The following is a 20,385-nucleotide window of genomic DNA, read 5'->3' on the forward strand; positions in this document are numbered from 1 at the left end:
TCGACTGGGACGAGCCCGCCGCCCGCTACGACCAGGCCGTCGAACTCTTCGAGTAACGTAGCGTAGCGCAGACGAACCACCGCGCGACCACCACAGGTTACCGTGAGAGGGTGCTCGATTGAGGGCATCCGTGGGGCGATTTCGCCCCGCCAGACCGGCACCTTCTACCGAACGTCGACCACATTTTTCGGCGAGTGACGGGTCTGAGGCTGTCGATTATGGTACTTTGTTTCAATCAGAATTCATAACTACGTGGAACGGGATGTGCGGGTGATGAGCAACCCGCCGTGGACTGCCGAATTCGCCGCCCTGAAATCCGACTGCGCCGTCGAACTCGCCGCACTACTGGAGGAGTATCCGCAACCGGTCGTTTACGAGGTGATGAGTGAGATGCTCCGTCGCGAGATGCGCGACCAGTTCGCCGTCTCGTTCGCCGAGTCGCAGTTCGACGAGTAACGCCGCACGAGTAGACGAACTGGGCGGCGGGCGTCCCGCGGGTCGTCAATCCGGCCGTCGAACCGGCCGGTACCGAGCCCGTCCGACGGGACGAGTTACCTCTGTTAGTCCGTGTTCACGAGAAGGACCCCGACGGCGAGGACCGCGCCCCCGCTGAGGAGTTCGAGGCCGACCGGTTCGCGCAGGAAGACGGCACCGAGCAGGATTCCGACGACCGGTTGGGCGAAGAAGAAGACGCCGACGGCGCTCGCGTCCGCGTACTCCATGCCTTTGTACCAACAGTACCACGCGGCCGCAGTGCTCAGCAGTCCGAGGTAGAGAACCGCGCCCACGACCGGTAGTGAGAGCGAAATCGAGTCGAACGCTGCCGGATTGAGAACGAACTCCACGGGGACGAGCGCGCCGAACAGCGGCACCGACAGCACCGTCGCGTACGTCGCGGTTTCGAGCGCCGAATACCGTCGGATGAGCGGCTTTGCGAACACCGAAAACGCGGCGAAACAGAGCGCCGAAAACAGGAGCAACGCGACGCCGGAGACGCTCCCGCCGGCGAACGCGGCCGCGTCGTACTGCCCCGAGAGGACGACGAGCGTGCCGACCGTCGCCAGCGCCGTCCCGACCGACTTCCGGCGCGTGAGGCGCTCGTCGAGGGCCGTCACACCCAACGCGAGCATGAACACCGGCGTCAGGACGGTCAGCAACGAGCCCTGACTCGCGTTCGTCAGGTCGGTCCCCACGAACTGGGTCGAAAGCGCCGCGGTCAGCCACCCTGCGAGCGCGGCGAACCGTCGCCACTCGCCACGGTCGAACGACCGGGACGGAGTGGTCGCTCGCACGGCGACGTAGAGCACGCCGGCACCAAGAGCGACGCGCAGGAAGGCGAGCGTCAGCGGCGGTATCGACCGGAACCCCCACTTACTGACGACGTACATCCCGCCCCAGATAGCCGCCGCGAGGAGCGGGGCGGCGGCGAAGAGTCGGTCGCGGCCCATGGCGGGGGCACACGAACCGCGGCACTAAGAGTGAGGGGAATCCGGAATCGACTGCGGCGGGGCGACCCCTCGCGGGCGCGCTACAAACCCCATCCTACGTCGGCACGTAATCGAGAGTACTACAAAATAACCGCTTTACTGGGGTTCTTTATCGAGTACGCTAGTCCATGGAACATGGCAGACGTAATCGTCATCGGCGGCGGTCCCGCTGGTCTGACAACCGCCCTCTTCGCCGCGAAGAACGGGCTCTCCACGACGGTGTTCGACACGGACAAGACGTGGATGCACAAGGCGCATCTGTTCAACTACCCCGGAATCGGCTCCATCGACGGCACGGACTACATGGAGACGCTCCGCACGCAGGTCGACCACTTCGACGCGAAGCGCCACCAGGGCGAGGAAGTCACTGACGTGAGCGAGGGAGACGACGGCTTCGTTGTCACGACCGACGACGACGAGTACGAGTCTGACTACGTCGTGCTCGCCACGGGTGCGAACCGCGATCTCGCGGAGTCGCTCGGCTGCGCGTTCGACGACGAAATCGTCGACGTGGACGTGACGATGGAGACGAGCGTCGAGGGTGCCTACGCGACGGGTGCGATGGTCCGCGCCGAGGAGTGGCAGGCCGTCATCTCCGCCGGCGACGGCGCGGCCGCCGCCCTCAACATCCTCTCGAACGAGAAGGGCGAACACTACCACGACTTCGACGTGCCCGCCGACGCCGAGTCCGTCTACGGCTCCCTCATCGACGAGGTCTAATCGGCGAACCCGGTCGGCCCGGCCGACTAGGTCTCCTCGCTACCTTCACTCCGTTTTTCTTCGACGGCACGACCACCGCGTAGCTGCGCGGCTACCGTCCCGTGACTCGTGAAAACGACCGCATCACGCCTCAGCTGAGTCGCTCGATGAACGAGTCGATGACTCGGATTTCGTCGTCGTTGATGGCGTGGCCCAGTCCCTCGTACAATCGACTCGTCGCGTCGGCCCCGAGCGTCGAGAAGACTCGGGCCGACGCCTCGACTCGGTCGGCTTCGACGCGGGTGTCGTCGCGGCCGCTCCCGAAGAAAACCGGCGTGCCGTCGAAGTCGGCGTCGCCGACGTGACCGTCGTGGTCGACATCGTTGTCGCTGCCGCCGTAGCCGCCGGTCCGACTCGCGAGGTCGGGTCCGAGGAGGCTTCCCGAGAGGGCGACGAGACCGCCGTACCGGCGGGGGTTCCGAACCGCGAACTCGGCGGCGAGACACGCCCCCTGCGAGAACCCGAAGAAGACGACTCGTTCGGGCGGAATCCCGGCATCGGCGGCGATGTCGAGCGCGGCCGACACCCTTCCGAGCGCGGAGGAGAGCCACGGCTCGTTTCGCTCGGTGGGGCTGGTGGCCGGGGCCGGATACCACGAACTGCCGGCAGCCTGCGGCGCGAGGTACATCACGCCCCGGTGGAGGAACTCGTCGACGAGGGTGAGGACGTGCCGCGCCTTCGACCCGCGGCCGTGGAGCATGACGACCGCCGCGTCGGCGACCTGCGGGGGTGCTCCGGCCGTCGCAATCTCCTGGCCCTCGTGAGGGTCGGTCGCGGACCGGGGCGCTGTTGGGCGGGGGGACATCAGTTCGACCCGTCGGTTCCGTTGCCTTCGTCGGCTTCGACATCCGCGTCTCTTCCCTCATCTCCGCGGTTTCCCGGCAGGTCGAGCGGGCGCAGTTGGCTTTCTATCATCTCGCGGTCCTCCTCCAGCCACGGCGGGAGGTACAACGACTGGCCGAGCGCCTCCGGGTCGACGTCGAACGTGAGTCCGGGGCCGTCGGTCGCGAGTTCGAACAGGATACCGCCCGGTTCGCGGACGTACAGCGAGTGGAACACGTGTCTGTCTTTCACCCGCGACACGTCGTAGCCGCGCTCGCGGAACAGGTCGTGCCACTCGTACAACTGGGCCTCGTCCTCGACGCGGACCGCGACGTGGTGAATGCTCCCCGCACCCTCACGGCCGAACTCGCCGTCTCTGTCGAGGAGGTCCACGACGGCCGCCCGGTCGCCCGGCGCTCGGTAGCGGACGCGGTCGCCCTCCTGTGCGACGAGGTCGAACCCGAGCGTATCGAGCACGCTTGCGGTCACGAAGGGGTTCGTCGAGTGGAGCGTGACGCCGTGGATGCCGTGAATCGCGCGCTCGGCGGGGACCGGACCGTCGGCCCACGGTTCGACCGACGACTCGCCGGTGACGAGTTCGAGGTCGGTGCCGTCGGGGTCGGAAAACCGGATGACCGTCTCGTCGAACCGCTCGAACGGGCCGTTGACTTCGACGCCGCGGCTGGCGAGGCGGTCGGCCCAGTAGTCGACGGCGTCCGGCGGAATCACCAGTGATGCGGTCCGAATCTGCGGCGTACCGGGGCGTCCGGGTTCCTCGGCGGGGTACGGGAAGAACGTCAGGGCCGTTCCGGGCGACCCGGTCTCGTCGCCGTAAAACAGGTGACGCGTGAACTTCTCGTTGAAGTTCACCGTCTGCTTGACGAGACGCAGGCCGAGCGTTGTCGCGTAGAAGTCGACGTTCGCCTGCGCGTCGCGGACGATTCCCGTGATGTGGTGGATTCCGGCGGTGTCTGTGAGCATCGAGTTGGGTGTGGTGTCTCGGTGGATGGGCGGGTAGGGGTAGTGGGTGATGGTGGCGTGTTGGTGCGGCGGTGACGTTTCGGTGGGGACAATGCCGCGTCAGCGACCGATAGTTCCCTGCCGGGTGACGGGCGCGTCGGGGTCTATCAGGAACGCGACCACAGTGGCGTCCTCCTCGGCGGTGAGCGTGACCCCGGCGTCGTCGACGAGCAGGCCGCTTTCGGTCTTCCCGAAGCGCGTCCCCGCGGCCTCGACCGCGCCGTCGAACACGTAGAAGTACGCGTCTCGCCCCTCGATTTCGGGGAGGTCTGCGCTCGACCCGGCGTCGAGGCGGAGGTCGAAGAGGTCGACTTCGTTGCGGACGAAAAGCGGCGCGTCGGAGCCCTCGGGGCCGAACAGGTGTCGCCACTCGCCTTCGACGGGGGCGTCGATGGGTTCGTGTTGGATGTTCGGCTCCAGCCCGAGGCTGTGAGGTCGGACGAACATCTGGAGCATCCGCAGCGGCGGGTCGTCCGCGCGGGTGAACTCCTCGTGCCAGAACGTCTCGCCCGCGTTCATCACCATCAGGTGGTCGGCGTCAGTGATGAGGTCGTTGCCGTCCTGGTCGCCGTGGCGCATCACGCCGGCGGGCACCCACGAGATGATTTCCTCGTCGCGGTGGGGATGCATCGCGATGTGGGTGTCTGGGTCCATGAACGACTCGACGATGGTCGCGAGCGGGCCGTAGCCGTGGTCCGCGTGGTCCGGGAGGGCGCGGCCGGGGAAGTTGAAGTAGGTCCGGAACTTCCCCTGATTCTGGGAGACGTCGGTGCGCTCCGCCTTGTAGAGCTTCGTCTCGGAGCCGACTTTCATTACGTGCGCACCTACGCGTCGAATCTATATACCTTCTCGGCGACGTGACCGAAAGCAGGTGACGTCGGTGTCACCGGGGCACGTTTCGGGTGTCCGCTCACGCCGTGTTCACGCCGTCGCCTCGTCGTCCCACGACCCGAGCGAGGGCGACTGGGAGTCGATGTCCGCGACGAACCGCATCGTCGCGGCGTTCAGCGCGAGTCCCAACAGTCCGCCACCGATGACGCCGACCAGCAGGCCGATACCCGGCACGTTGACGACGAACACCGTCGCAAAGACGGAGATGGCGAGCACCAACGCCCCGTATTTGATGAAATATCTGAAGTACTCCCCGCCGTCGACGGCGAACGAGACGGACGCCCGAAGCGCGTCCGACAGTCCAGCGTCTCGGAGGACAATCAGATACGGCGTCGCGTAGACGAAGTACCCCACAACGAAGTACGCGACGACAGAGAGCACGACGAGCAGAACCAACTCCGAACCGGGGTTGCGTACGCTCTCGAAGAGCGCGAGCGCACCGCCGAAGACGGCGAGGGACGGCACCGCGGTCAAGACCAGAAACGGAACCGCGTACGCCCGGACGTTCCCGAAGAACTCGAACTCGCCGCGTTTCAACTGGTCGGCGAGGCTTCCGAAGTAGCCCGCCGCGAGGAGCGATTTCACGACGATGGCAACCACTCCGAGGACGACCAGTCGCGACCCTGTGCCGACCGGAACGCCGGGGGAGAGATTGACTCCGCTGTTGGGTGCGGCAACGAACTCCCACACTGAGCCGACCGAAAACGGCGTCCCGAAGGTGACTCCGAAGTACACGCCATCGTGCGTGAGCACGTTCGATATCTTGTCTTCGTTGAGAATCCCGAACAGGATGGGAATCACGGCGAGACGCGGGTCGTTGACTGCGCGGTCCCAGCCGTCGGCGATGCGGGTCAGGAACCCCGGCATCACGACGCCCGTTCGTGTTGCAGACGGTTCGACCGTGGTGAGACAGGAGACGACTCGGAGGGCATCATCACCGACAAAACCATTGGCGGATAAACATGTTGTGGCTGTACTGCGGTGGCAGTCGTCGTCACCACCCCTGCCGCAGTACGAACGCGGCGTGGCCGAACACGGCGAGCAGGAAGGGGACCGAACCGGCGGGCCAGACGAAGACGGTGCCGAGCGGGATCGCACCCAATACGAGAGCGGTCACGACGAACCGAACCCACACCCAATCGGCCGATTTCGGCGTCGAATCCGCGGACATCGAAACGTCGTGTCGTCGGAGTGTTTCGCGGAACTGGGAGTCGACCTCGTCCGGAACCAGAAACATGGTGGGCTTGTTGACGAACGACTTCCCGTAGTACAGCCGGACTGCAGTCTGGTCGCCGAAGGTCACGAATCGGGCAGTTTCGACATCCGAAAGCGAGGTCGTCACGTCCTCGTCGCTCCGAAACAGCGAGGGGTCGCCCATGTGGTAAGTGCTTTCGAGTTCGCCGTCGTCGCCGTCGACCGCGACGCGCATGCCGATGAACCGTTCCGAACTCTGGAGGACTGCCGTCAGTACCACCGCGCAGTACATACTGTACACGAACGGACCGCTGTCACCGGCGAGCGCCCCGAAAATCAGTAACGCGACGGGGGCGACGGCGAACACGCTCCACCACAACACGCGGCCGAAATCGACGCCGTTGAACGCGATTCGCTTCGGGAGTTCCCGGAGACCGGCCATCCCCGCGGTCCACGTTACGACGGCCTCGTTTTCGTCAGAGTGTGTCACCGTTAGCGTCCTTCAAAATCGGCGGGCATATACCTCTCTTGCAACGAGTCGCGGTGCGACCGCCACGCCTCGGGTTCGGGCCCGAAAAGACCGAGTGAGACGGACCGAGGCCGACCGAAGGTACTGGTACCTAAATTAAACTAGGTTGACAATCTGGGTCCGAAGCAGAAGTCTTACCACTAGCAACCGAGTTCGATGTAGTAGCGGGATGGGATAGCCAGGAGATTCCGCCGGGCTCATAACCCGGAGATCGGTAGTTCAAATCTACCTCCCGCTATGGTTTTGCCGACCTCAACTCCTGAGCGCCGAGTCTCGGCTCGGCGCGACCCACGAGGTCGGCCTCATAGCTCAGTAGATTTGAACCGGGGAGCGTCAGCGACCGGGGTTCAAATCTACCTCCCGTTATTCTCCTGAAAACGACACCCCAAGCAGCGCGGTTTATCGCGCTGCGGCGGCCCGTTTTACGTGGCAATCGCAACAGGTAGTTTGAACCAGAGATCCGAGCGAAGCGAGAGTCGCGTCGTTCAAATCTACCTCCCGCTATGGTTTTGCCGACCTCAACTCCTGAGCGCCGAGTCTCGGCTCGGCGCGACCCACGAGGTCGGCTTCATAATCAGTCAGTCGAACCGGTGAGCAACACCTCATGTTCCGAGTGAGGTCCGCTCTCCCCGACCATCAAGAGAAGACCGGGTTCGGAACGAAGAGACTGGCAACTCAGTTGTCGGCCAACTTACCGTGTTTCTCGGAGACGACCGACCCAACTGCCGACCGCAACGCCTTCCAATCGACTCGACCGGAGTCGAGTCGGGCGTACTCCTCTCGGACGATCATCTCGAACACGCGTGCGTGAATCTCGGCGGTTGTGGGTGTCTTTTGGGACGTTTCGACGGCTTTGATAGCGCGACCGACTCGCGCGTCGGTGACGAACTCGTCGGCGAGTTCCGCTGGCTCGCCTCGTATCGGCTCGTGGTCGTCCATCTCGTCGAGGACGGGGCCTTCGATGAGCGCGCATCCGCCACGCCGGTTCTCGATGACGACACCTGCGGCGGGTCCGGCGTACCACGCGGATTCGGGGATGTCGAGTCGCTCCGGGTGGAAATCTCGGACGTGCAGTTCCTTCTGGAAGGTGTTCACCGGTGTCAGACCCAGCCGTTCGAACACCTGCTCGGCTTTGTCGATGGGGAACAGCCGCTCTTTGGTCCCGTTCCAGATGGTCCAGCCGAGAACTGCCGGGAGTCGCTCCCAGTCGTAGTCGATACCGACATTGCACGGTGCCACACCGAAGAAGACGTACGCTCCCGGCTCGTCAACCGCGTCGTGGAACGCGTCGCGGTCGAACTGCTCTCGAACGTGCCGAACGGCGTATTCGTACGGCGGAGGCACGTCATCGAAGACTCGGTCTCGGTCGCCGAACAGTAGACGCCCCGACGGTTTCATCTGAAACCGTAACCGAGGACCAGCGACGTACTCACGGAGCCACAGGTGACCGCTCGACAGCAACTCATCTGGGGCATCTTCGAGATGAGGCGTCGATGGATACGGTTGCATGAGTGATTCGTTCCACTACGAGACGGATAGTCTTGGGTGTGCGCGCTGGCACACCTTGCACACCGTGTGCCGCGTTCCGAGCACCCACAGAGCGCCTTCGCCGTCGAGCTCTCCCGAGCCGACTGACTCGCCAGTACACCTGAAGGGATTATCCCGCTCGACGACTGAGAACAGGTATGCAGTTGTTGGACGAACCGACGAGGGCGTCCGAGAGCGAGGCTGTGACGGCTCGGAACAGAGGCCGAACGGAGGTCCCGGTGGCGTGACCGAGAAGTCGCTCCCTTCCGAATACCTCTCGCCGCTCGCCACGCTCGTCGACGAGGTGCTTGCAGGGGTCGGTTACGAGATGGCCGCCGCCACCGACGCCATCGACGACGCCGTGCCCGGTTACGGCGGCCTGTTCGACCCCACGACGACCCCGGGCGGGTTGCGGCGCGCGCTCGATGAACTGCTGGCGTCGGAGCTCGCTCAACCACCCGTTTCTGAGCCGACCGACGACTCGTTCATCCTGTACGTCGACGGCAGTTCGCGCGGCAACCCCGGCCCGGCGGGTGCGGGCGCGGTCATCATGGACTCGGGAGAGACCCAGCTCGCCCGACTCGGCCGTCCCGTCGGCTCCCGGGCGGGGAACAACACTGCCGAGTACGTCGCGCTCCAACTCGGGCTTTCCGAACTGCTGGCGCGCTACGAGCCGCACCACCTCGAAGTGCGAATCGACTCGATGACCGTCATCCGAGACGTATGGGGCGGTGACGACCCGACGGAGCCGGGAGTCGACGCGTACAGCGAGGCCATCGCCGCGGCACTAGCGAGCGTTCCGAACCACCGCTACACGCACCTGGCCGACAGCGACCCGAACCCCGCCGACGCGCTGGCGACGGTTGGTGCCGACATCGCGGCGTTGGGGCCCGGATAGCGACGACACAACCAGTTGTCCTTGAGCGGGTCGTTGACCGCCAGAGTTCCTTTCAAAAAAGAACGATTTTGACAGTCCGGACAGAGGTGGCTAGTCGTGCCCTCCGAAACAACCACGCGGCGAGGACTCTTAGCGACCGGCGGCGCGTTGCTGACGGCGACGTTTAGCGGCTGTTCGCAACTCAGACCAGAGTCAGAGACCGACGCTCGACAACTCGTCCTGTCGCTGTCCCCGCTCGACGGGCCGCTCCGCGAGCGGTACGTCGTCGACCTGACCGAGACGCGGCCGCCGTGGGACGAAACGGCATTCAACATCACCCTCGACGGCGAGGAATACACGACCCAACATCACACGCCGTTCCTCGCTCGAGGGGACGACACCCCGACCTACGCGCGACGAAACGGGACGTACTACCACCTCGATTCACTCGTCGTCGGCGAGGAGACCGTCACCCACCCAGTGCTCCGGCTGTTTGAAGTCGGCCGCCCCGACGAACTCAAAACCGTCCCAGACCACGTCGCACACTCGTCGCTCCCCGAGGCCGACCAACGAGCGGTGCGAATCGCGTATTTTGCCGCACGGGCGCGAGGTAACGCTGGTGGTGTTCCGCGCGGGCTCGTCCAGCGCGACGGCTACGTGTACCGAGACGACGATGCAGCGGGGGCAAGTGACCTCCTCGAAGAAGCCGGTCCGTCCCACGTCGAGTATCGAGACGCAGTCTACGAAGTCGAAGTCACACGAGAGACGTTTCACGAAGCGGTCTACCGAGCCGACGTCGACCCGGTCGCCGACTCGGCGTCCGAAGTCGAGACGGTTCTTCGAGCGTCACTACTCGACGCGCGAGTGACGCGGGCGGACCTCTCGCAAGCGGAGCGGGAAATTCTCCGGGAAGCGACGGTGGAGTCCTACCGCGAGTCGTACCCGTACTCCACCGCGTTCGCATCGCTACTGAAGCGACTCGGCCACTGGTCGTATCTCGATGGCAACGTCGAGAAAGACGCGGGCGTCGAGACGGGGTCGGAGCGTCGGTTCCTCCTGTACGACGAGCGCTACTTCACGTACGGGCTCAGATTCACGTCCGAGTGACGCGTTTCTGCCCACCGACTCGAGCCGAACTGGCGTTGGCCTCGACATTCAATTTTATATAGCGATATGAAGTTTATTTGTTGATCGCGCGAATTGGCCGACAAATTACTAACCCTCGTTGTCTGACACCGACAACGACACAACAAAAACAGACAATTATCAAATACTTCTCGCCTCTCACTCGAAATCGGGACTCACAGAATTATCGAGGGGTCGGTGTTCGGTCTTCTCTCGACGGGTGACCGGTCAGATGCGCCAGTTCAGCGAGAACGAGTCGTTCGTCGCGGTATCGTTCGTTCCCGTGCTGTTGGTCGTCCCGTTCGTGGAGTTTGTGGTCGTCTTCGTCTGCTCGGCCGGCTCACCCGTATCGGCCGTGACGGTTCCGCTCGTCAGTTCGCCCAGCGGGGCCTGGATAGCGTAGCTCGGCGTCTCGACCTGAATCGTGCTCTGGGCGTCGACCTGCACGAACTTCAGTTCGAGCGCGTACGAGCCGTCGGACCCGATTTCGGTCGCTTCGACCTGGTCGGTCTGGGGGTGGAACGCCCACGCCGTCTCGCCGGCGTCGAGCCGACTCGTCTCGCCTTCGATGGTGCGAACCGTGTAATCCCGGTTCGTATCGGACCCCGCGAGCGGGTAGTTGCGGTCGAGCCACGCCTGGAAGCCTTCGTCGATTGCGTACACGTTCTCGAAGCCGGTTGCGAGCAGCATCGCCGCCCGGAGCGACGACAGGTGGTGCGGGCAGTGGCAGTAGGTCACCACGCGGTCCGCCTCGTTCCAGTCGTCCGTGGGGTCGAGCGTCCGACCGTCCGGTGCGGGGCTGAGAACGGATCCGAAGATGTGGGAGACATCGTATCCGGTCTCGCTGCGGGCGTCGACGAAGCGCGCCTCCCCGCGCGCGTACCAGTAGTACGCGTCCTCGATGGGGACGAGCGGGACTTCGACGGTCACGTCGTGCACCTCTCGCGTGAGCGTGTCGTACGAACTCGTGTCGATGGACCGCTCTTCCGGCACGGTGTCGAACTCCGGCGGGTAGCCGTCCGAGGGCTTGGAATCGGTCGGCAGGTCGTCGCCCTCGCGCGGGCCTCGCATCTGATTCTCCGGCGCGGCCGTCGTCGTTTGCGTCGTCGTCTGCGTCGCGTTGGCGGTGGTCGTCTGGGTCGACGTGGACGTCGTCCCTTCGGGGGACCCGCTCGAACAGCCCGCGAGCCCGGCAATCGTCGCTGCACCGGTCAACTGGAGGAACCGTCTGCGGCTCGACTGTCGTTCTGTCATCACCCATCCGTACTGAGCAGTAGTGGTTTATTATATACAGAGTAAGCGCTGTACGCCCGTACTCGCGTGGAAAGACGGACTACGAGCGACGAACGTATCGAGCCGCTAAACCGCCGGTCACGCGGTCTGCTTGAGATACCGTTTCTCCCAGCGACGACGCGTCTCGACCGCTTCGCGGCCCTCGTCAGTGAGTGAGTACTCGTTGGTCCGTCCGTTCTTGCTCCCTTTGTTGACGAGGTCCTTGTCGACGAGTTCGTTCAGGTTCGTGTACACGCGGCCCGTGAGCAGGTCGCGCCCCTGCGTCTTTTCGAGTTCGGTCTTGATAGTCTGTCCCGAGGAGTCGCTCATTCCTCGCACAACGAACAGCAAATCGCGTTGAATCGCGGTTAATTCGTGTACGCACATAGGGGATGCCACGGACGCACCCTACATGAACTTCGGAGATAGTTGTGGTACTAAAGAACCCCTAGAACGGGTGGAACGGTCGTTTCTCGGAGTTTGCTCTCAGAACCGACGACGACTGAGTGAATAGACACATCATAAATCGGGGTCGCCCCGACCGCTCGAACGCACGAAATCACGCACACCCGGACGAGCGCGCCATCGTTCCGCGACTGCCGACCAGCGGACGCCAGGCGATGACCGGCCCGCTAACTGCGCCCATCCGGGAGCGAACGCCCCGACCCAGCGGTTCCTTACTCATCCCATAGTAAGGAACCCCGCCGACCACGTGCAGAGTATGTTTGGAACGAGCGGCGTTCGCGGTGCCGTCGGCGAAGACGTGACGGCGGAAGTGGCGCTCTGTATCGGAAGGGCGCTCGGTAGCGAGGTCTCCGGACGCGTCGTCGTCGGCCGCGACGCGCGCGAAAGCGGAACGATGCTCGAACACGCACTCGTCGCCGGGATTCTGGAGTGCGGAATCGACGTACTCCGACTCGGAACCCGGCCGACACCGTCTATCGCCCGCGCCGTCGAGTGGTTCGACGCCGACGCCGGTGCCGTCGTCACCGCCTCGCACAACCCGCCGACCGACAACGGCGTGAAGCTCTGGACTGCGTCCGGCCGGGCGTTCGATTCGGCCCAGCGCGCCGCCATCGAGCGACGTATCGAAGACGAGGACTACGAACTCGCCGCGTGGGACGGCGTCGGAACCGAGCGAGACCGAAGTATCGAAAACCGCCACCGCGACGCGCTCAAATCGAGCGTCGACCTCGAAGACAACCTCTCGGTCGTCGTCGACATCGGGAACGGGACGGGGCGGCTCACGGCGGACGCGCTCTCGGAGCTCGGCTGTACGGTGTCGACGCTCAACGGCCAACGCGACGGTCGGTTCCCCGCCCGTCCGAGCGAACCGACCGACGAGACGCTTCGCGGGCTCAAGTCCCACGTCGCCGCGACCGAGGCGGACCTCGGCGTCGCCCACGACGGGGACGCAGACCGGATGATGGCCGTCGACGGCGACGGAAACTTCGTCGACGGCGACGCGCTCCTCGCCCTGTTCGGGCGCGAGGCCGCGTCAGAGGGCGACCGAATCGCGGTTCCGGTGAACACGAGCCTCGCCGTCGACGACGCGGTCGCGACCGTCGGCGCAGACGTAGTCCGGACGCGCGTGGGCGACGTGTTCGTCGCCGAGAGGTGTGCCGAACCGGGCGTCGTCTTCGGTGGCGAGCCCTCCGGGGCGTGGATTTGGGCCGACGAGACGCCCTGTCCCGACGGCCCGCTCGCGGCGTGCAAACTCGTCGAGTTCGTCTCGCGGCGCGGCCCGCTAGCCGACCTTGTGGACGATATCGACGCCTACCCGCTTCGCCGCGAGAGCGTCGAGACGACCGACAAAGCGGGCGTCCTCGAACGCGTCGAAGCGACGGTGCGCGAGGAGTACGACGACATCGATGACCGCGACGGACTCCGTGTCGAGACCGACGACGGGTGGTTCCTTGTCCGGGCGAGCGGAACACAACCGCTCGTGCGGGTCACCGCCGAGGGCCGGTCCGAAGCGGCGACTGACCGACTGTTCGACGAGGCGCTGGCACTCGTCGAGTCTCGCACCGACACCGTTCGCGCCTGAATCGGGGATAATCCTCGTTGAAGGAGGGTGGAGATTCGAGCGTCCCGCGGGGTTCACCACCGAGTGACACCGCCGGACTGTTGGCCAATCGAACGGCGTTGCGGACGCGTAGACTCGGTGAATCTCGTTCTCGTCCCCGCGTGGAGTCGAGGAATATCTAAATTTGACCGTCAGAGAGTGTGACACACCTACAAATCGCCGAGATTTAGTGCGTTAACTGTACACACAGATATAAAAAGACTGGACATGTGAAGGCTCGAAGTTTCTCCGTTTTATGACGTTCAGGAAATTGGATACAATGAACTCGAAATTTACTCGTCGCACCTTTCTCACCGCCGCCGGCGGACTCGCGCTGCTCGGAGCTGTCGGAACTCGACCCGCCGCTGCGGGGTTCTCGCCGGGCGTCGTCGGGACCGCGCCGTACCTCCGCGACAGGCTCTACCCGACGATGGGCACCGACGATTCGAACCCGACGCTCGTCGTCTACGTGAACTTCCTGTCGGAGTCCTCGCAGTACTTCGTCCAGCACAACCTCGAAGACATCGTCCGCGAGTCCGTCCAGACGGGCGACCTCAACCTCGAACTGCGGTTCCTCTCGTACAGGCCGGACGCCATCGACACCTACCTCGTCGGCGACGACGAGGGCGAAGCCCGCGCCGCCCGCGCCGCTCACGGCGTCTGGGACGTCGAACCGGAGAACTTCTGGCAGTTCTTCGAGTTCATGTACTGGAACTTCACGACCAAGACGTACACCCACGCTCGGTTGGAATCCTACATGGACCTCGCGGGAGTCCGCAACATCACGAAAATCGCCAACCGCGCCTACGAGGACCGCTACGACAGCCTCGTCCGCTCGGCGACCGACGAGGCCGTCCGCTACGGCATCGCTGACGTGCCGCGAGTTCGCTTGCTTCGAGACCACAAGGACGGCAACTATTCCGACATCCTCGGCTGGATTCGGACCCGTCTCGACCGGGTCGACGCGGGGTCAGTCCGCACCCACTCGCTCCTTTCGGGAACGAACTACGAAACGCCCGTCTACGTCATCGACTCCGGAAAGCCCGGCCCGACGGCGTTCGTCGTCGGCGGTATCCACGGCGAAGAACCCCAGGGCTACCACGCGGCGGACCATATCAGACATCTCCGCCCGACCGGCGGCAAGATCGTCGTCGTCCCCCACGCGAACGCGCCCGCAATCAGCATCGGTGCTCGGTACACCGAAGACGGCGACCTGAACCGGCAGTTCCCCACGGGGGCGCAGCCCACGTCCCGACTCGCGCGGGCGCTCTGGGACGAACTCGTCTCGCACGACCCCGACGTCGTCGTCGACCTCCACAGCTCCAGCGGCATCTACAAGCACGACGGGAAAGTCGGGCAGGCGGTCTTCCCGACCCGCGCAGCCCCGATGAACGCGGTGAACGCCTGCGACTACGTCAACGAGCAGTACATCGACCTTTCGGAGTACCCGTCGTACTACGACTTCGACTGCGGGAACTCCCTCGATGGTTCGCGACCGCTGTTCGTCCACAAGGTGTACGGCGACCTGCACCTCCCCGGCTACATCGTCGAGACGACCCGCAAAGGGACGACCCTCGAAGACGCCGTGACGTGGGAAGTCGCCGTCGCTCGCGACCTGCTGTGGCAACACGGCGTCTACCACGGGTGAACCACTACGGCGCGCCTAACGCGACCAACTCGCCGAAAATCGCCGACAACGACCACTTATCTCACGTATAATAACGCCCGTCGTTCGACTACGGCGTGGTATGCAAGCGATTCTACTGGCAGCCGGACGCGGCACGCGAATGCGCCCGCTGTCGAACGAGGTTCCGAAACCGATGCTGAGCGTGGCCGGACAGCCAATCGTCGGCCACACCGCCGCGGCGGCGGTCGAAGCCGGTGCCGATGAACTCGTCGTGGTCGTCGGGTACGGCCAAGAGACGGTGCGTGAACACTTCGGCTCGTCCTACCGCGGCGTCCCGGTCTCGTACGTCGAACAGGACGAACAGCAGGGGACCGCAGACGCGGTTCGCGCCGCCAAGGAGCACATCGACGGCGCGTTCGCCGTCCTCTACGGTGACAACCTCTACGACCCCGCCGGAATCGACGCCCTGTTCGACGCGGCACCGAGCATCGCGTCGGTCCGCGTCCCGAACCCCTCCAACTACGGCGTGTTGAACGTCAGCGACGGCGCGGTGGCGGAAATCGTCGAAAAACCCGACGCTCCGCAGAACGACCTCGTCAACGCCGGCGCGTACGTGTTCCCCGCCGAGGCCCGCGACATGCTCGACGTACCGCTGAGCGAGCGCGGCGAGCGCGAGCTCACCGACGTTCTCGACCGGGTCATCGACCAGTTCAACGTCTCTCCGGTGACCCTCGACCGCTGGATGGACGTTGGACGACCGTGGGAACTCCTCGAAGCCAACGAGTGGAAGCTCAAGACGTTCGACCGCCGCATCGACGGCGACGTGAGCGACGACGCCACGGTCCAAGGCGACGTGGTCGTCGAGGAGGGAGCGACCGTCAAAGACGGCTCCGTCGTCGAGGGGCCCGCCTACATCTCGGCGGGCGCGACGGTCGGACCGAACGCGTACGTGCGCGGTTGCACGTTCGTCGGGCCCAACGTTCACGTCGGCCACGCCGTCGAAATCAAAAACAGCGTCCTCCTCGCGGAGACGAGCGTCGGCCACCTCTCGTACGTCGGCGACAGCGTCGTCGGCCGACGCGTCAACCTCGGCGCGGGAACGAACGTCGCCAACCTCCGCCACGACGGCGAGGCCGTCTCCGTGACGGTCAAAGGCGAACGGGTCTCGACCGGCCGCCGAAAGTTCGGCGCGGTCGTCGGCGACGACGCGAAGACCGGCATCAACACGGCGCTCAACGCCGGGGTGAAACTCTCCGAAGGCGCTCGTACCATGCCCGGCGAGACCGTGGCGACCGACCGATAACGCGACGACAGCGACGAGACGGCCTTCTTCTCACACCGGTTGCGACACCTCGGAACAGTCCGAATCTCTCCGTACCGTCGCATATTCTTGTCAGTCGTCGTCGATGTCGAGGTGCGTCAGTACTGACAGCAGTCTGTGGCGGCGGAGAACGAGCGAGACGACGTCGCGAGCACGAGTCGTCGATCAATCGGGGAGAAGGAACGGGGTGTTCAGGAGTCGGTGAGCATCCGCACCGGCGGACACAGCACGTCGTTGGGAGTGAGGACGCTGTCGTCATCCGCGGCGTTCATCCACGTGGTGATGTCGTTGATTCGGAGTTTGACTCTGACCGGAAGTTCGTGGATGCTCGGGTAGCCGGGGAAGAGCTTCCGGTCGAGTTCGTTCCGTTCGTACTGCGCCTCCATGTCGGGCCACGGAGAACTGAACGGCTCGATACCGGGGATTTTCCGGCGGACGAACTTCTCGATTTGGTTCCTCCTGAACGAGTTGTGCGGTCTGTCCGGCGGCCGGTGGCGGAAGATGTCCGGGTTGAGTTTCTGCATCGCCGCCATCATCGTGTTCGTGTTGCGCTTTTCGGGCGGGGTCTTCAGGTGCCAGTCGATGAGTTCGGCGTCGGCGGCGACGAACGACTCGATGTAGTTGTCCGATAGCTCGAAGTGGAACGGGACCGACGGCTGGTTTTGGATCCCGATGAGTTCGATACTGTCGTAGACGTTGTCGTATCGGTCCGACCACTTGTCGAGTTGCTCGTCGACGACATCGTTGATGAACTCCATGCTCGTGTCGAACTCGTCGTAACACTCGGGGAAGACGTGGTCACACGCCGGGTGGTAGCCAAACTTCGACGACAGCACCTCAGCGGGGTCCGGGTCAGGGTCCAGACCCTGCAACGGGAACCGATTGCCGAACACTTCGACGACGTTCTGGGGGAGGAAGTGTCCGCGGAGGAACGTATCGAAGAGCAGTCCGTGAAAGACGGTGTCGGCGTCCATCTTTTCGTCACAACCCGCGTGGTGGACGTGGACCGACTCGCGCGTGCCGAGCGAGTACTCGATGACGTCCTCGTCGACGTTGATGTAGTCGTCGTCGGGGACGAGCGTCTCGTGGTCGGCACCGTACTGGTTCGCGATGTTCCGGGCGGCTTCGACCTCGGGATGGTCGGGCGCGCCGAGCGTGTAGCAGACGTCGATGTCGGGGTGCTGGGCGACGATTGCTCGCGAGTCGTAGCCGCCGCTCAGGAGCACGCCCTGTTTGCCGGGGTAGTTCGCCCGACGGGCTATCGCCCGTTCGAGGCGCGCCGCGAGCTCGTCGACGTAGTCGAACTCGTCGGGGTCGGCGGGGTCGTAGACGAACCGAGAGAGCGTCCCCGACTCGTCGGCGGTGAAGTAGCCGTCGAACGGGATGCAGCTGAGTCGGCTGTAGACCGTCCGCTCGTCGACGACGACCCCCATGTGGATGTACTCGAGGAGGCCGCGGGTGTCGACTTCCAGCCCGGTTGCCGCCGAGAGGACGCGCTGTGGATTCGTACCGAACACCCGCCCGTCGGGCGTGTCGGTGTAGAAACACTGCCACGTTCGGGCGGGGTCCGAGGCGACTATCGCGTCGCCGTCGAGTTCGACGAAGACGAGGAACGACCCGTTGAGTTCACCGAACGCGTCGGCTCCGACCGCGGCGTACCGTTCGAGGGCGTACTCCGCTGTCGGGGTCGAAACGTCATCGGGGGAGAACGCCTCGCCCCAGACGATACAGCTCCCTCGCTCGTCTTGATACGTCGACGAGCGCCCCGGGAACCCGAGCGCGGGGTCGCGGATAGCGACAGTCGCGCGCTCGCCGTCGGCGACCCAGTCGAAACTCGACCGAGACGCGAGGTCGTCGAACGCCCCGTCGTCGTCGAGGACGCCAAACAGTTCTTTGTTCATTGTGGGTGGCTGGTCTCCGTGAGATTATTCGACCGTGACACTCTTCGCGAGGTTTCGCGGCTTGTCTATCTCGCGGTCCAACTCGGTCGCACAGTAGTACGACAGCAGCTGTAGTTGGACGTTCGCGAGGAGGTTCTCACAGACGGGATGTCTGTCGGGAACGTAGAGCTGTTCGTCCGCAGTGTCCATTATCTGGTGGTCCGACGGGCCGAGCGCGACGATAGGCGCGCCGCGGGTCTTCGCCTCCTTGGCGTTTGTCACCGTCTTGTCGCTGCCGTCGGTACAGACCGCGAAGACGGGGGTCCGGTCGGTGACGAGCGCCAGCGGACCGTGCTTGAGCTCGCCGGAGGCGAACCCCTCCGCGTGCTCGTAGGTGATTTCCTTGAACTTGAGCGCGCCCTCCTTGGCGACCGAGCAGCCGAGTCCGCGGCCGATGAAGAAGTACGCGTTCATGTCGAGGTACTCGCGAGCGAGTCGCTTGGCGTCGCTCGTCTGGAGCACCCGCTCGACGGCGTCTGGGAGTTCGGCCAGATCGGAGACGAGTCGGTCGAGGTTGTCCGCGGGGACGCCGGATTCGACGATGTCCGAGAGGTGCTGGCTGAGGAGCGTGAGCACTGCCGCCTGCGACGAGAACGTCTTCGTGGCCGCGACGCCGATTTCGGGGCCGGCGCGGATGTAAATCGGTTCGTCGGCCTCGCGGGCGGCGGTCGACTGCACGACGTTCGTCACCGCGAGCGTTTCGACGCCCTCGTCGTTGACCTGCCGAAGTGCGCTGAGCGTGTCCGCTGTCTCGCCGCTCTGCGTAACCGCGATGAACAGCGTGTTGTCCGTCAGCGACCCCGTCGTCAAGTCGTACTCGCTCGCGCGAATCGCGCGCGCCGGAACGTCACAGCGGTTCAGGAGGCTCGCACCGAACAGCGCGGCGTGGTACGAGGTGCCGCATCCGACGAGTTGGACGGAGTCAATGTCCGAGAGGTCGGTCTCGATGTCGAGGTTGATGTCGCCAGCCTCCTGGTCGAGACGGCCCTCGAGCGTCTTCTGGAGCGAGGTCGGTTGCGTGTGAATCTCCTTGAGCATGAAGTGGTCGAACTGCCCCTTTCCGGTCTCGTCGGGGTTCCAGTCGACCGTCTCGACTTCGCGCCGCACCGTCTCGTCGTTCTCGTCGGTGATGTCGACGCCGTCGGCGCGGACCTCGACGGTGTCGCCGTCTTCGAGGTAGACGACGTTCCGCGTGTGGTCGAGGAAGGCGGGCACGTCGCTCGCGAGGTAGTAACTACTCTCGTCGACGCCGAGGACGAGCGGCGACCCCTGCCGGGCGGCGTAGATGGAGTCGTTGCCGTCGACGACGACCGCGATTGCGTAGCTTCCTTCGAGCGCATCGACCGCGTGCTGGAACGCCGCCAGCGGTTCGTTTCCGCGGTCGAGGTAGTGGCTGACGAGGTTCGGAATGACCTCGGTGTCGGTGTCGCTCGTGAACTCGTAGCCCTCGGCTTCGAGGGTCTCCTTGAGCGTCGCGTAGTTCTCGATGATGCCGTTGTGGACCGCGGCGACCTGATTCGTCTGGTTCGTATGCGGGTGCGCGTTCTCGTCGGTCGGCGGCCCGTGGGTGCTCCACCGAGTGTGTCCGATACCGAGCGTCGCGCTCGATTCGACCCCGTCGATTGTGTCCTTGAGGTCGGAAACCTGACCCGAGCACTTCCATACGTCGAGTCCCGAGCCGTTTTTCACCGCAATACCGGCGGAGTCGTAGCCGCGGTACTCCAGTTTCTCGAGTCCGGTCACGAGCGGGCTGATAGCCCGCTTCTCACCGACGTGAGCGATGATTCCGCACATGTCAGCGACCCTCCGAGGACTGCGAGACACGCGCGGTCCCGGTCGTCGTTGGCTGTGGTCGGTTCAGAGCGGACGGGGTGGAGATGTTCGACTCCCCCAAGAGTTGTTTCTGATGTGTCATGGTTTGTGGGGTCA

General features: G+C 64.5%; 18 protein-coding genes and 1 tRNA gene. 8 read left to right on the forward strand and 11 right to left on the reverse strand.

What is annotated here, in order from left to right; all coding sequences use genetic code 11:
* The first annotated feature begins 273 nt into the window (after positions 1-273).
* Entirely contained in the window at positions 274-456 is a 183-nt protein-coding gene (locus NKF06_RS00005; protein WP_058826282.1) for a hypothetical protein, read from the forward strand.
* Positions 457-560: 104 nt separating this feature from the next.
* On the opposite strand, the gene NKF06_RS00010 is transcribed toward NKF06_RS00005, so the two are convergent.
* Complete coding sequence (locus tag NKF06_RS00010) at positions 561-1,448, reverse strand: EamA family transporter (RefSeq protein ID WP_253244093.1); 888 nt, start codon at positions 1,446-1,448, stop codon at positions 561-563.
* Between the two features lie 174 nt (positions 1,449-1,622).
* Here NKF06_RS00010 and NKF06_RS00015 point away from each other — a divergent pair, with 174 nt between their 5' ends.
* Positions 1,623-2,207 (forward strand): FAD-dependent oxidoreductase, encoded by a 585-nt coding sequence (locus tag NKF06_RS00015; RefSeq protein ID WP_058826284.1) that lies wholly within the window; start codon positions 1,623-1,625, stop codon positions 2,205-2,207.
* A 130-nt stretch (positions 2,208-2,337) separates the two neighbouring features.
* Here NKF06_RS00015 and NKF06_RS00020 read toward each other — a convergent pair whose 3' ends face one another.
* The 5 genes from NKF06_RS00020 to NKF06_RS00040 all read right to left on the reverse strand — a co-directional run bounded on the left by NKF06_RS00020 (position 2,338) and on the right by NKF06_RS00040 (position 6,615).
* The gene (locus tag NKF06_RS00020) at positions 2,338-3,051 is read right to left on the reverse strand and encodes a dienelactone hydrolase family protein (RefSeq protein ID WP_058826285.1); all 714 of its coding nucleotides are present in this window, start codon (positions 3,049-3,051) and stop codon (positions 2,338-2,340) included.
* Positions 3,051-4,049: a ring-cleaving dioxygenase gene (locus tag NKF06_RS00025; RefSeq protein ID WP_253244094.1), complete on the reverse strand. Its 999-nt coding sequence runs from the start codon at positions 4,047-4,049 to the stop codon at positions 3,051-3,053. The genes NKF06_RS00020 and NKF06_RS00025 overlap by 1 nt, the downstream gene beginning before the upstream one ends.
* Before the next feature lie 99 nt (positions 4,050-4,148).
* The gene (locus tag NKF06_RS00030) at positions 4,149-4,901 is read right to left on the reverse strand and encodes a pirin family protein (RefSeq protein ID WP_253244095.1); all 753 of its coding nucleotides are present in this window, start codon (positions 4,899-4,901) and stop codon (positions 4,149-4,151) included.
* Between the two features lie 108 nt (positions 4,902-5,009).
* Positions 5,010-5,846: a hypothetical protein gene (locus NKF06_RS00035; RefSeq protein WP_042665517.1), complete on the reverse strand. Its 837-nt coding sequence runs from the start codon at positions 5,844-5,846 to the stop codon at positions 5,010-5,012.
* 127 nt (positions 5,847-5,973) lie between these two features.
* Entirely contained in the window at positions 5,974-6,615 is a 642-nt protein-coding gene (locus NKF06_RS00040) for a hypothetical protein (protein WP_058826301.1), read from the reverse strand.
* Positions 6,616-6,865: 250 nt separating this feature from the next.
* Here NKF06_RS00040 and NKF06_RS00045 point away from each other — a divergent pair.
* A tRNA-Met gene (locus tag NKF06_RS00045) sits at positions 6,866-6,940 on the forward strand.
* A 437-nt stretch (positions 6,941-7,377) separates the two neighbouring features.
* On the opposite strand, the gene NKF06_RS00050 is transcribed toward NKF06_RS00045, so the two are convergent.
* Positions 7,378-8,100, reverse strand: a complete 723-nt coding sequence (locus NKF06_RS00050; RefSeq protein ID WP_253244096.1) for a hypothetical protein — start codon at positions 8,098-8,100, stop codon at positions 7,378-7,380.
* Positions 8,101-8,473: 373 nt separating this feature from the next.
* Here NKF06_RS00050 and NKF06_RS00055 point away from each other — a divergent pair, with 373 nt between their 5' ends.
* Entirely contained in the window at positions 8,474-9,127 is a 654-nt protein-coding gene (locus NKF06_RS00055) for a ribonuclease HI family protein (protein ID WP_253244097.1), read from the forward strand.
* Positions 9,128-9,223: 96 nt separating this feature from the next.
* Complete coding sequence (locus tag NKF06_RS00060) at positions 9,224-10,213, forward strand: hypothetical protein (protein ID WP_253244098.1); 990 nt, start codon at positions 9,224-9,226, stop codon at positions 10,211-10,213.
* 246 nt (positions 10,214-10,459) lie between these two features.
* On the opposite strand, the gene NKF06_RS00065 is transcribed toward NKF06_RS00060, so the two are convergent.
* Together NKF06_RS00065 and NKF06_RS00070 are read right to left on the reverse strand one after the other, a co-directional pair.
* A complete protein-coding gene (locus NKF06_RS00065) occupies positions 10,460-11,485 on the reverse strand; it encodes a rhodanese-like domain-containing protein (protein WP_253244099.1) in 1,026 nt (341 codons plus the stop codon).
* A 117-nt stretch (positions 11,486-11,602) separates the two neighbouring features.
* On the reverse strand, positions 11,603-11,833 hold the full coding sequence (locus NKF06_RS00070) for a helix-turn-helix transcriptional regulator (RefSeq protein ID WP_082256459.1): 231 nt from the start codon (positions 11,831-11,833) through the stop codon (positions 11,603-11,605).
* A 391-nt stretch (positions 11,834-12,224) separates the two neighbouring features.
* Between NKF06_RS00070 and glmM the strand changes: the two genes are divergently transcribed.
* From glmM to glmU, 3 genes are all read left to right on the forward strand, one after another.
* Positions 12,225-13,550: a phosphoglucosamine mutase gene (gene glmM / locus NKF06_RS00075; RefSeq protein WP_253244100.1), complete on the forward strand. Its 1,326-nt coding sequence runs from the start codon at positions 12,225-12,227 to the stop codon at positions 13,548-13,550.
* Between the two features lie 298 nt (positions 13,551-13,848).
* On the forward strand, positions 13,849-15,216 hold the full coding sequence (locus NKF06_RS00080; RefSeq protein WP_253244101.1) for a succinylglutamate desuccinylase/aspartoacylase family protein: 1,368 nt from the start codon (positions 13,849-13,851) through the stop codon (positions 15,214-15,216).
* Positions 15,217-15,316: 100 nt separating this feature from the next.
* On the forward strand, positions 15,317-16,498 hold the full coding sequence (gene glmU / locus NKF06_RS00085) for a bifunctional sugar-1-phosphate nucleotidylyltransferase/acetyltransferase (RefSeq protein WP_058826188.1): 1,182 nt from the start codon (positions 15,317-15,319) through the stop codon (positions 16,496-16,498).
* Between the two features lie 209 nt (positions 16,499-16,707).
* Here the strand turns inward: glmU and NKF06_RS00090 are convergent, their stop codons facing one another.
* Together NKF06_RS00090 and glmS are read right to left on the reverse strand one after the other, a co-directional pair.
* A complete protein-coding gene (locus NKF06_RS00090) occupies positions 16,708-18,417 on the reverse strand; it encodes an asparagine synthase-related protein (RefSeq protein ID WP_253244102.1) in 1,710 nt (569 codons plus the stop codon).
* 24 nt (positions 18,418-18,441) lie between these two features.
* Positions 18,442-20,250: a glutamine--fructose-6-phosphate transaminase (isomerizing) gene (gene glmS / locus NKF06_RS00095; RefSeq protein WP_253244103.1), complete on the reverse strand. Its 1,809-nt coding sequence runs from the start codon at positions 20,248-20,250 to the stop codon at positions 18,442-18,444.
* Between the last annotated feature and the right edge of the window lie 135 nt (positions 20,251-20,385).

This window comes from Haloferax sp. AB510 (assembly GCF_024136985.1).
GTDB lineage: Archaea > Halobacteriota > Halobacteria > Halobacteriales > Haloferacaceae > Haloferax.

Excerpts from the sequence above, each read along its gene's own strand:
- NKF06_RS00005 (WP_058826282.1), top strand. The coding sequence starts at position 274 with ATGAGCAACCCGCCGTGGACTGCCGAATTCGCCGCCCTGAAATCCGAC.
- NKF06_RS00010 (WP_253244093.1), bottom strand. The coding sequence starts at position 1,448 with ATGGGCCGCGACCGACTCTTCGCCGCCGCCCCGCTCCTCGCGGCGGCT.
- NKF06_RS00015 (WP_058826284.1), top strand. The coding sequence starts at position 1,623 with ATGGCAGACGTAATCGTCATCGGCGGCGGTCCCGCTGGTCTGACAACC.
- NKF06_RS00020 (WP_058826285.1), bottom strand. The coding sequence starts at position 3,051 with ATGTCCCCCCGCCCAACAGCGCCCCGGTCCGCGACCGACCCTCACGAG.
- NKF06_RS00025 (WP_253244094.1), bottom strand. The coding sequence starts at position 4,049 with ATGCTCACAGACACCGCCGGAATCCACCACATCACGGGAATCGTCCGC.
- NKF06_RS00030 (WP_253244095.1), bottom strand. The coding sequence starts at position 4,901 with ATGAAAGTCGGCTCCGAGACGAAGCTCTACAAGGCGGAGCGCACCGAC.
- NKF06_RS00035 (WP_042665517.1), bottom strand. The coding sequence starts at position 5,846 with ATGCCGGGGTTCCTGACCCGCATCGCCGACGGCTGGGACCGCGCAGTC.
- NKF06_RS00040 (WP_058826301.1), bottom strand. The coding sequence starts at position 6,615 with ATGGCCGGTCTCCGGGAACTCCCGAAGCGAATCGCGTTCAACGGCGTC.
- NKF06_RS00050 (WP_253244096.1), bottom strand. The coding sequence starts at position 8,100 with ATGAAACCGTCGGGGCGTCTACTGTTCGGCGACCGAGACCGAGTCTTC.
- NKF06_RS00065 (WP_253244099.1), bottom strand. The coding sequence starts at position 11,485 with ATGACAGAACGACAGTCGAGCCGCAGACGGTTCCTCCAGTTGACCGGT.
- NKF06_RS00070 (WP_082256459.1), bottom strand. The coding sequence starts at position 11,833 with ATGAGCGACTCCTCGGGACAGACTATCAAGACCGAACTCGAAAAGACG.
- glmM (WP_253244100.1), top strand. The coding sequence starts at position 12,225 with ATGTTTGGAACGAGCGGCGTTCGCGGTGCCGTCGGCGAAGACGTGACG.
- NKF06_RS00080 (WP_253244101.1), top strand. The coding sequence starts at position 13,849 with ATGAACTCGAAATTTACTCGTCGCACCTTTCTCACCGCCGCCGGCGGA.
- glmU (WP_058826188.1), top strand. The coding sequence starts at position 15,317 with ATGCAAGCGATTCTACTGGCAGCCGGACGCGGCACGCGAATGCGCCCG.
- NKF06_RS00090 (WP_253244102.1), bottom strand. The coding sequence starts at position 18,417 with ATGAACAAAGAACTGTTTGGCGTCCTCGACGACGACGGGGCGTTCGAC.
- glmS (WP_253244103.1), bottom strand. The coding sequence starts at position 20,250 with ATGTGCGGAATCATCGCTCACGTCGGTGAGAAGCGGGCTATCAGCCCG.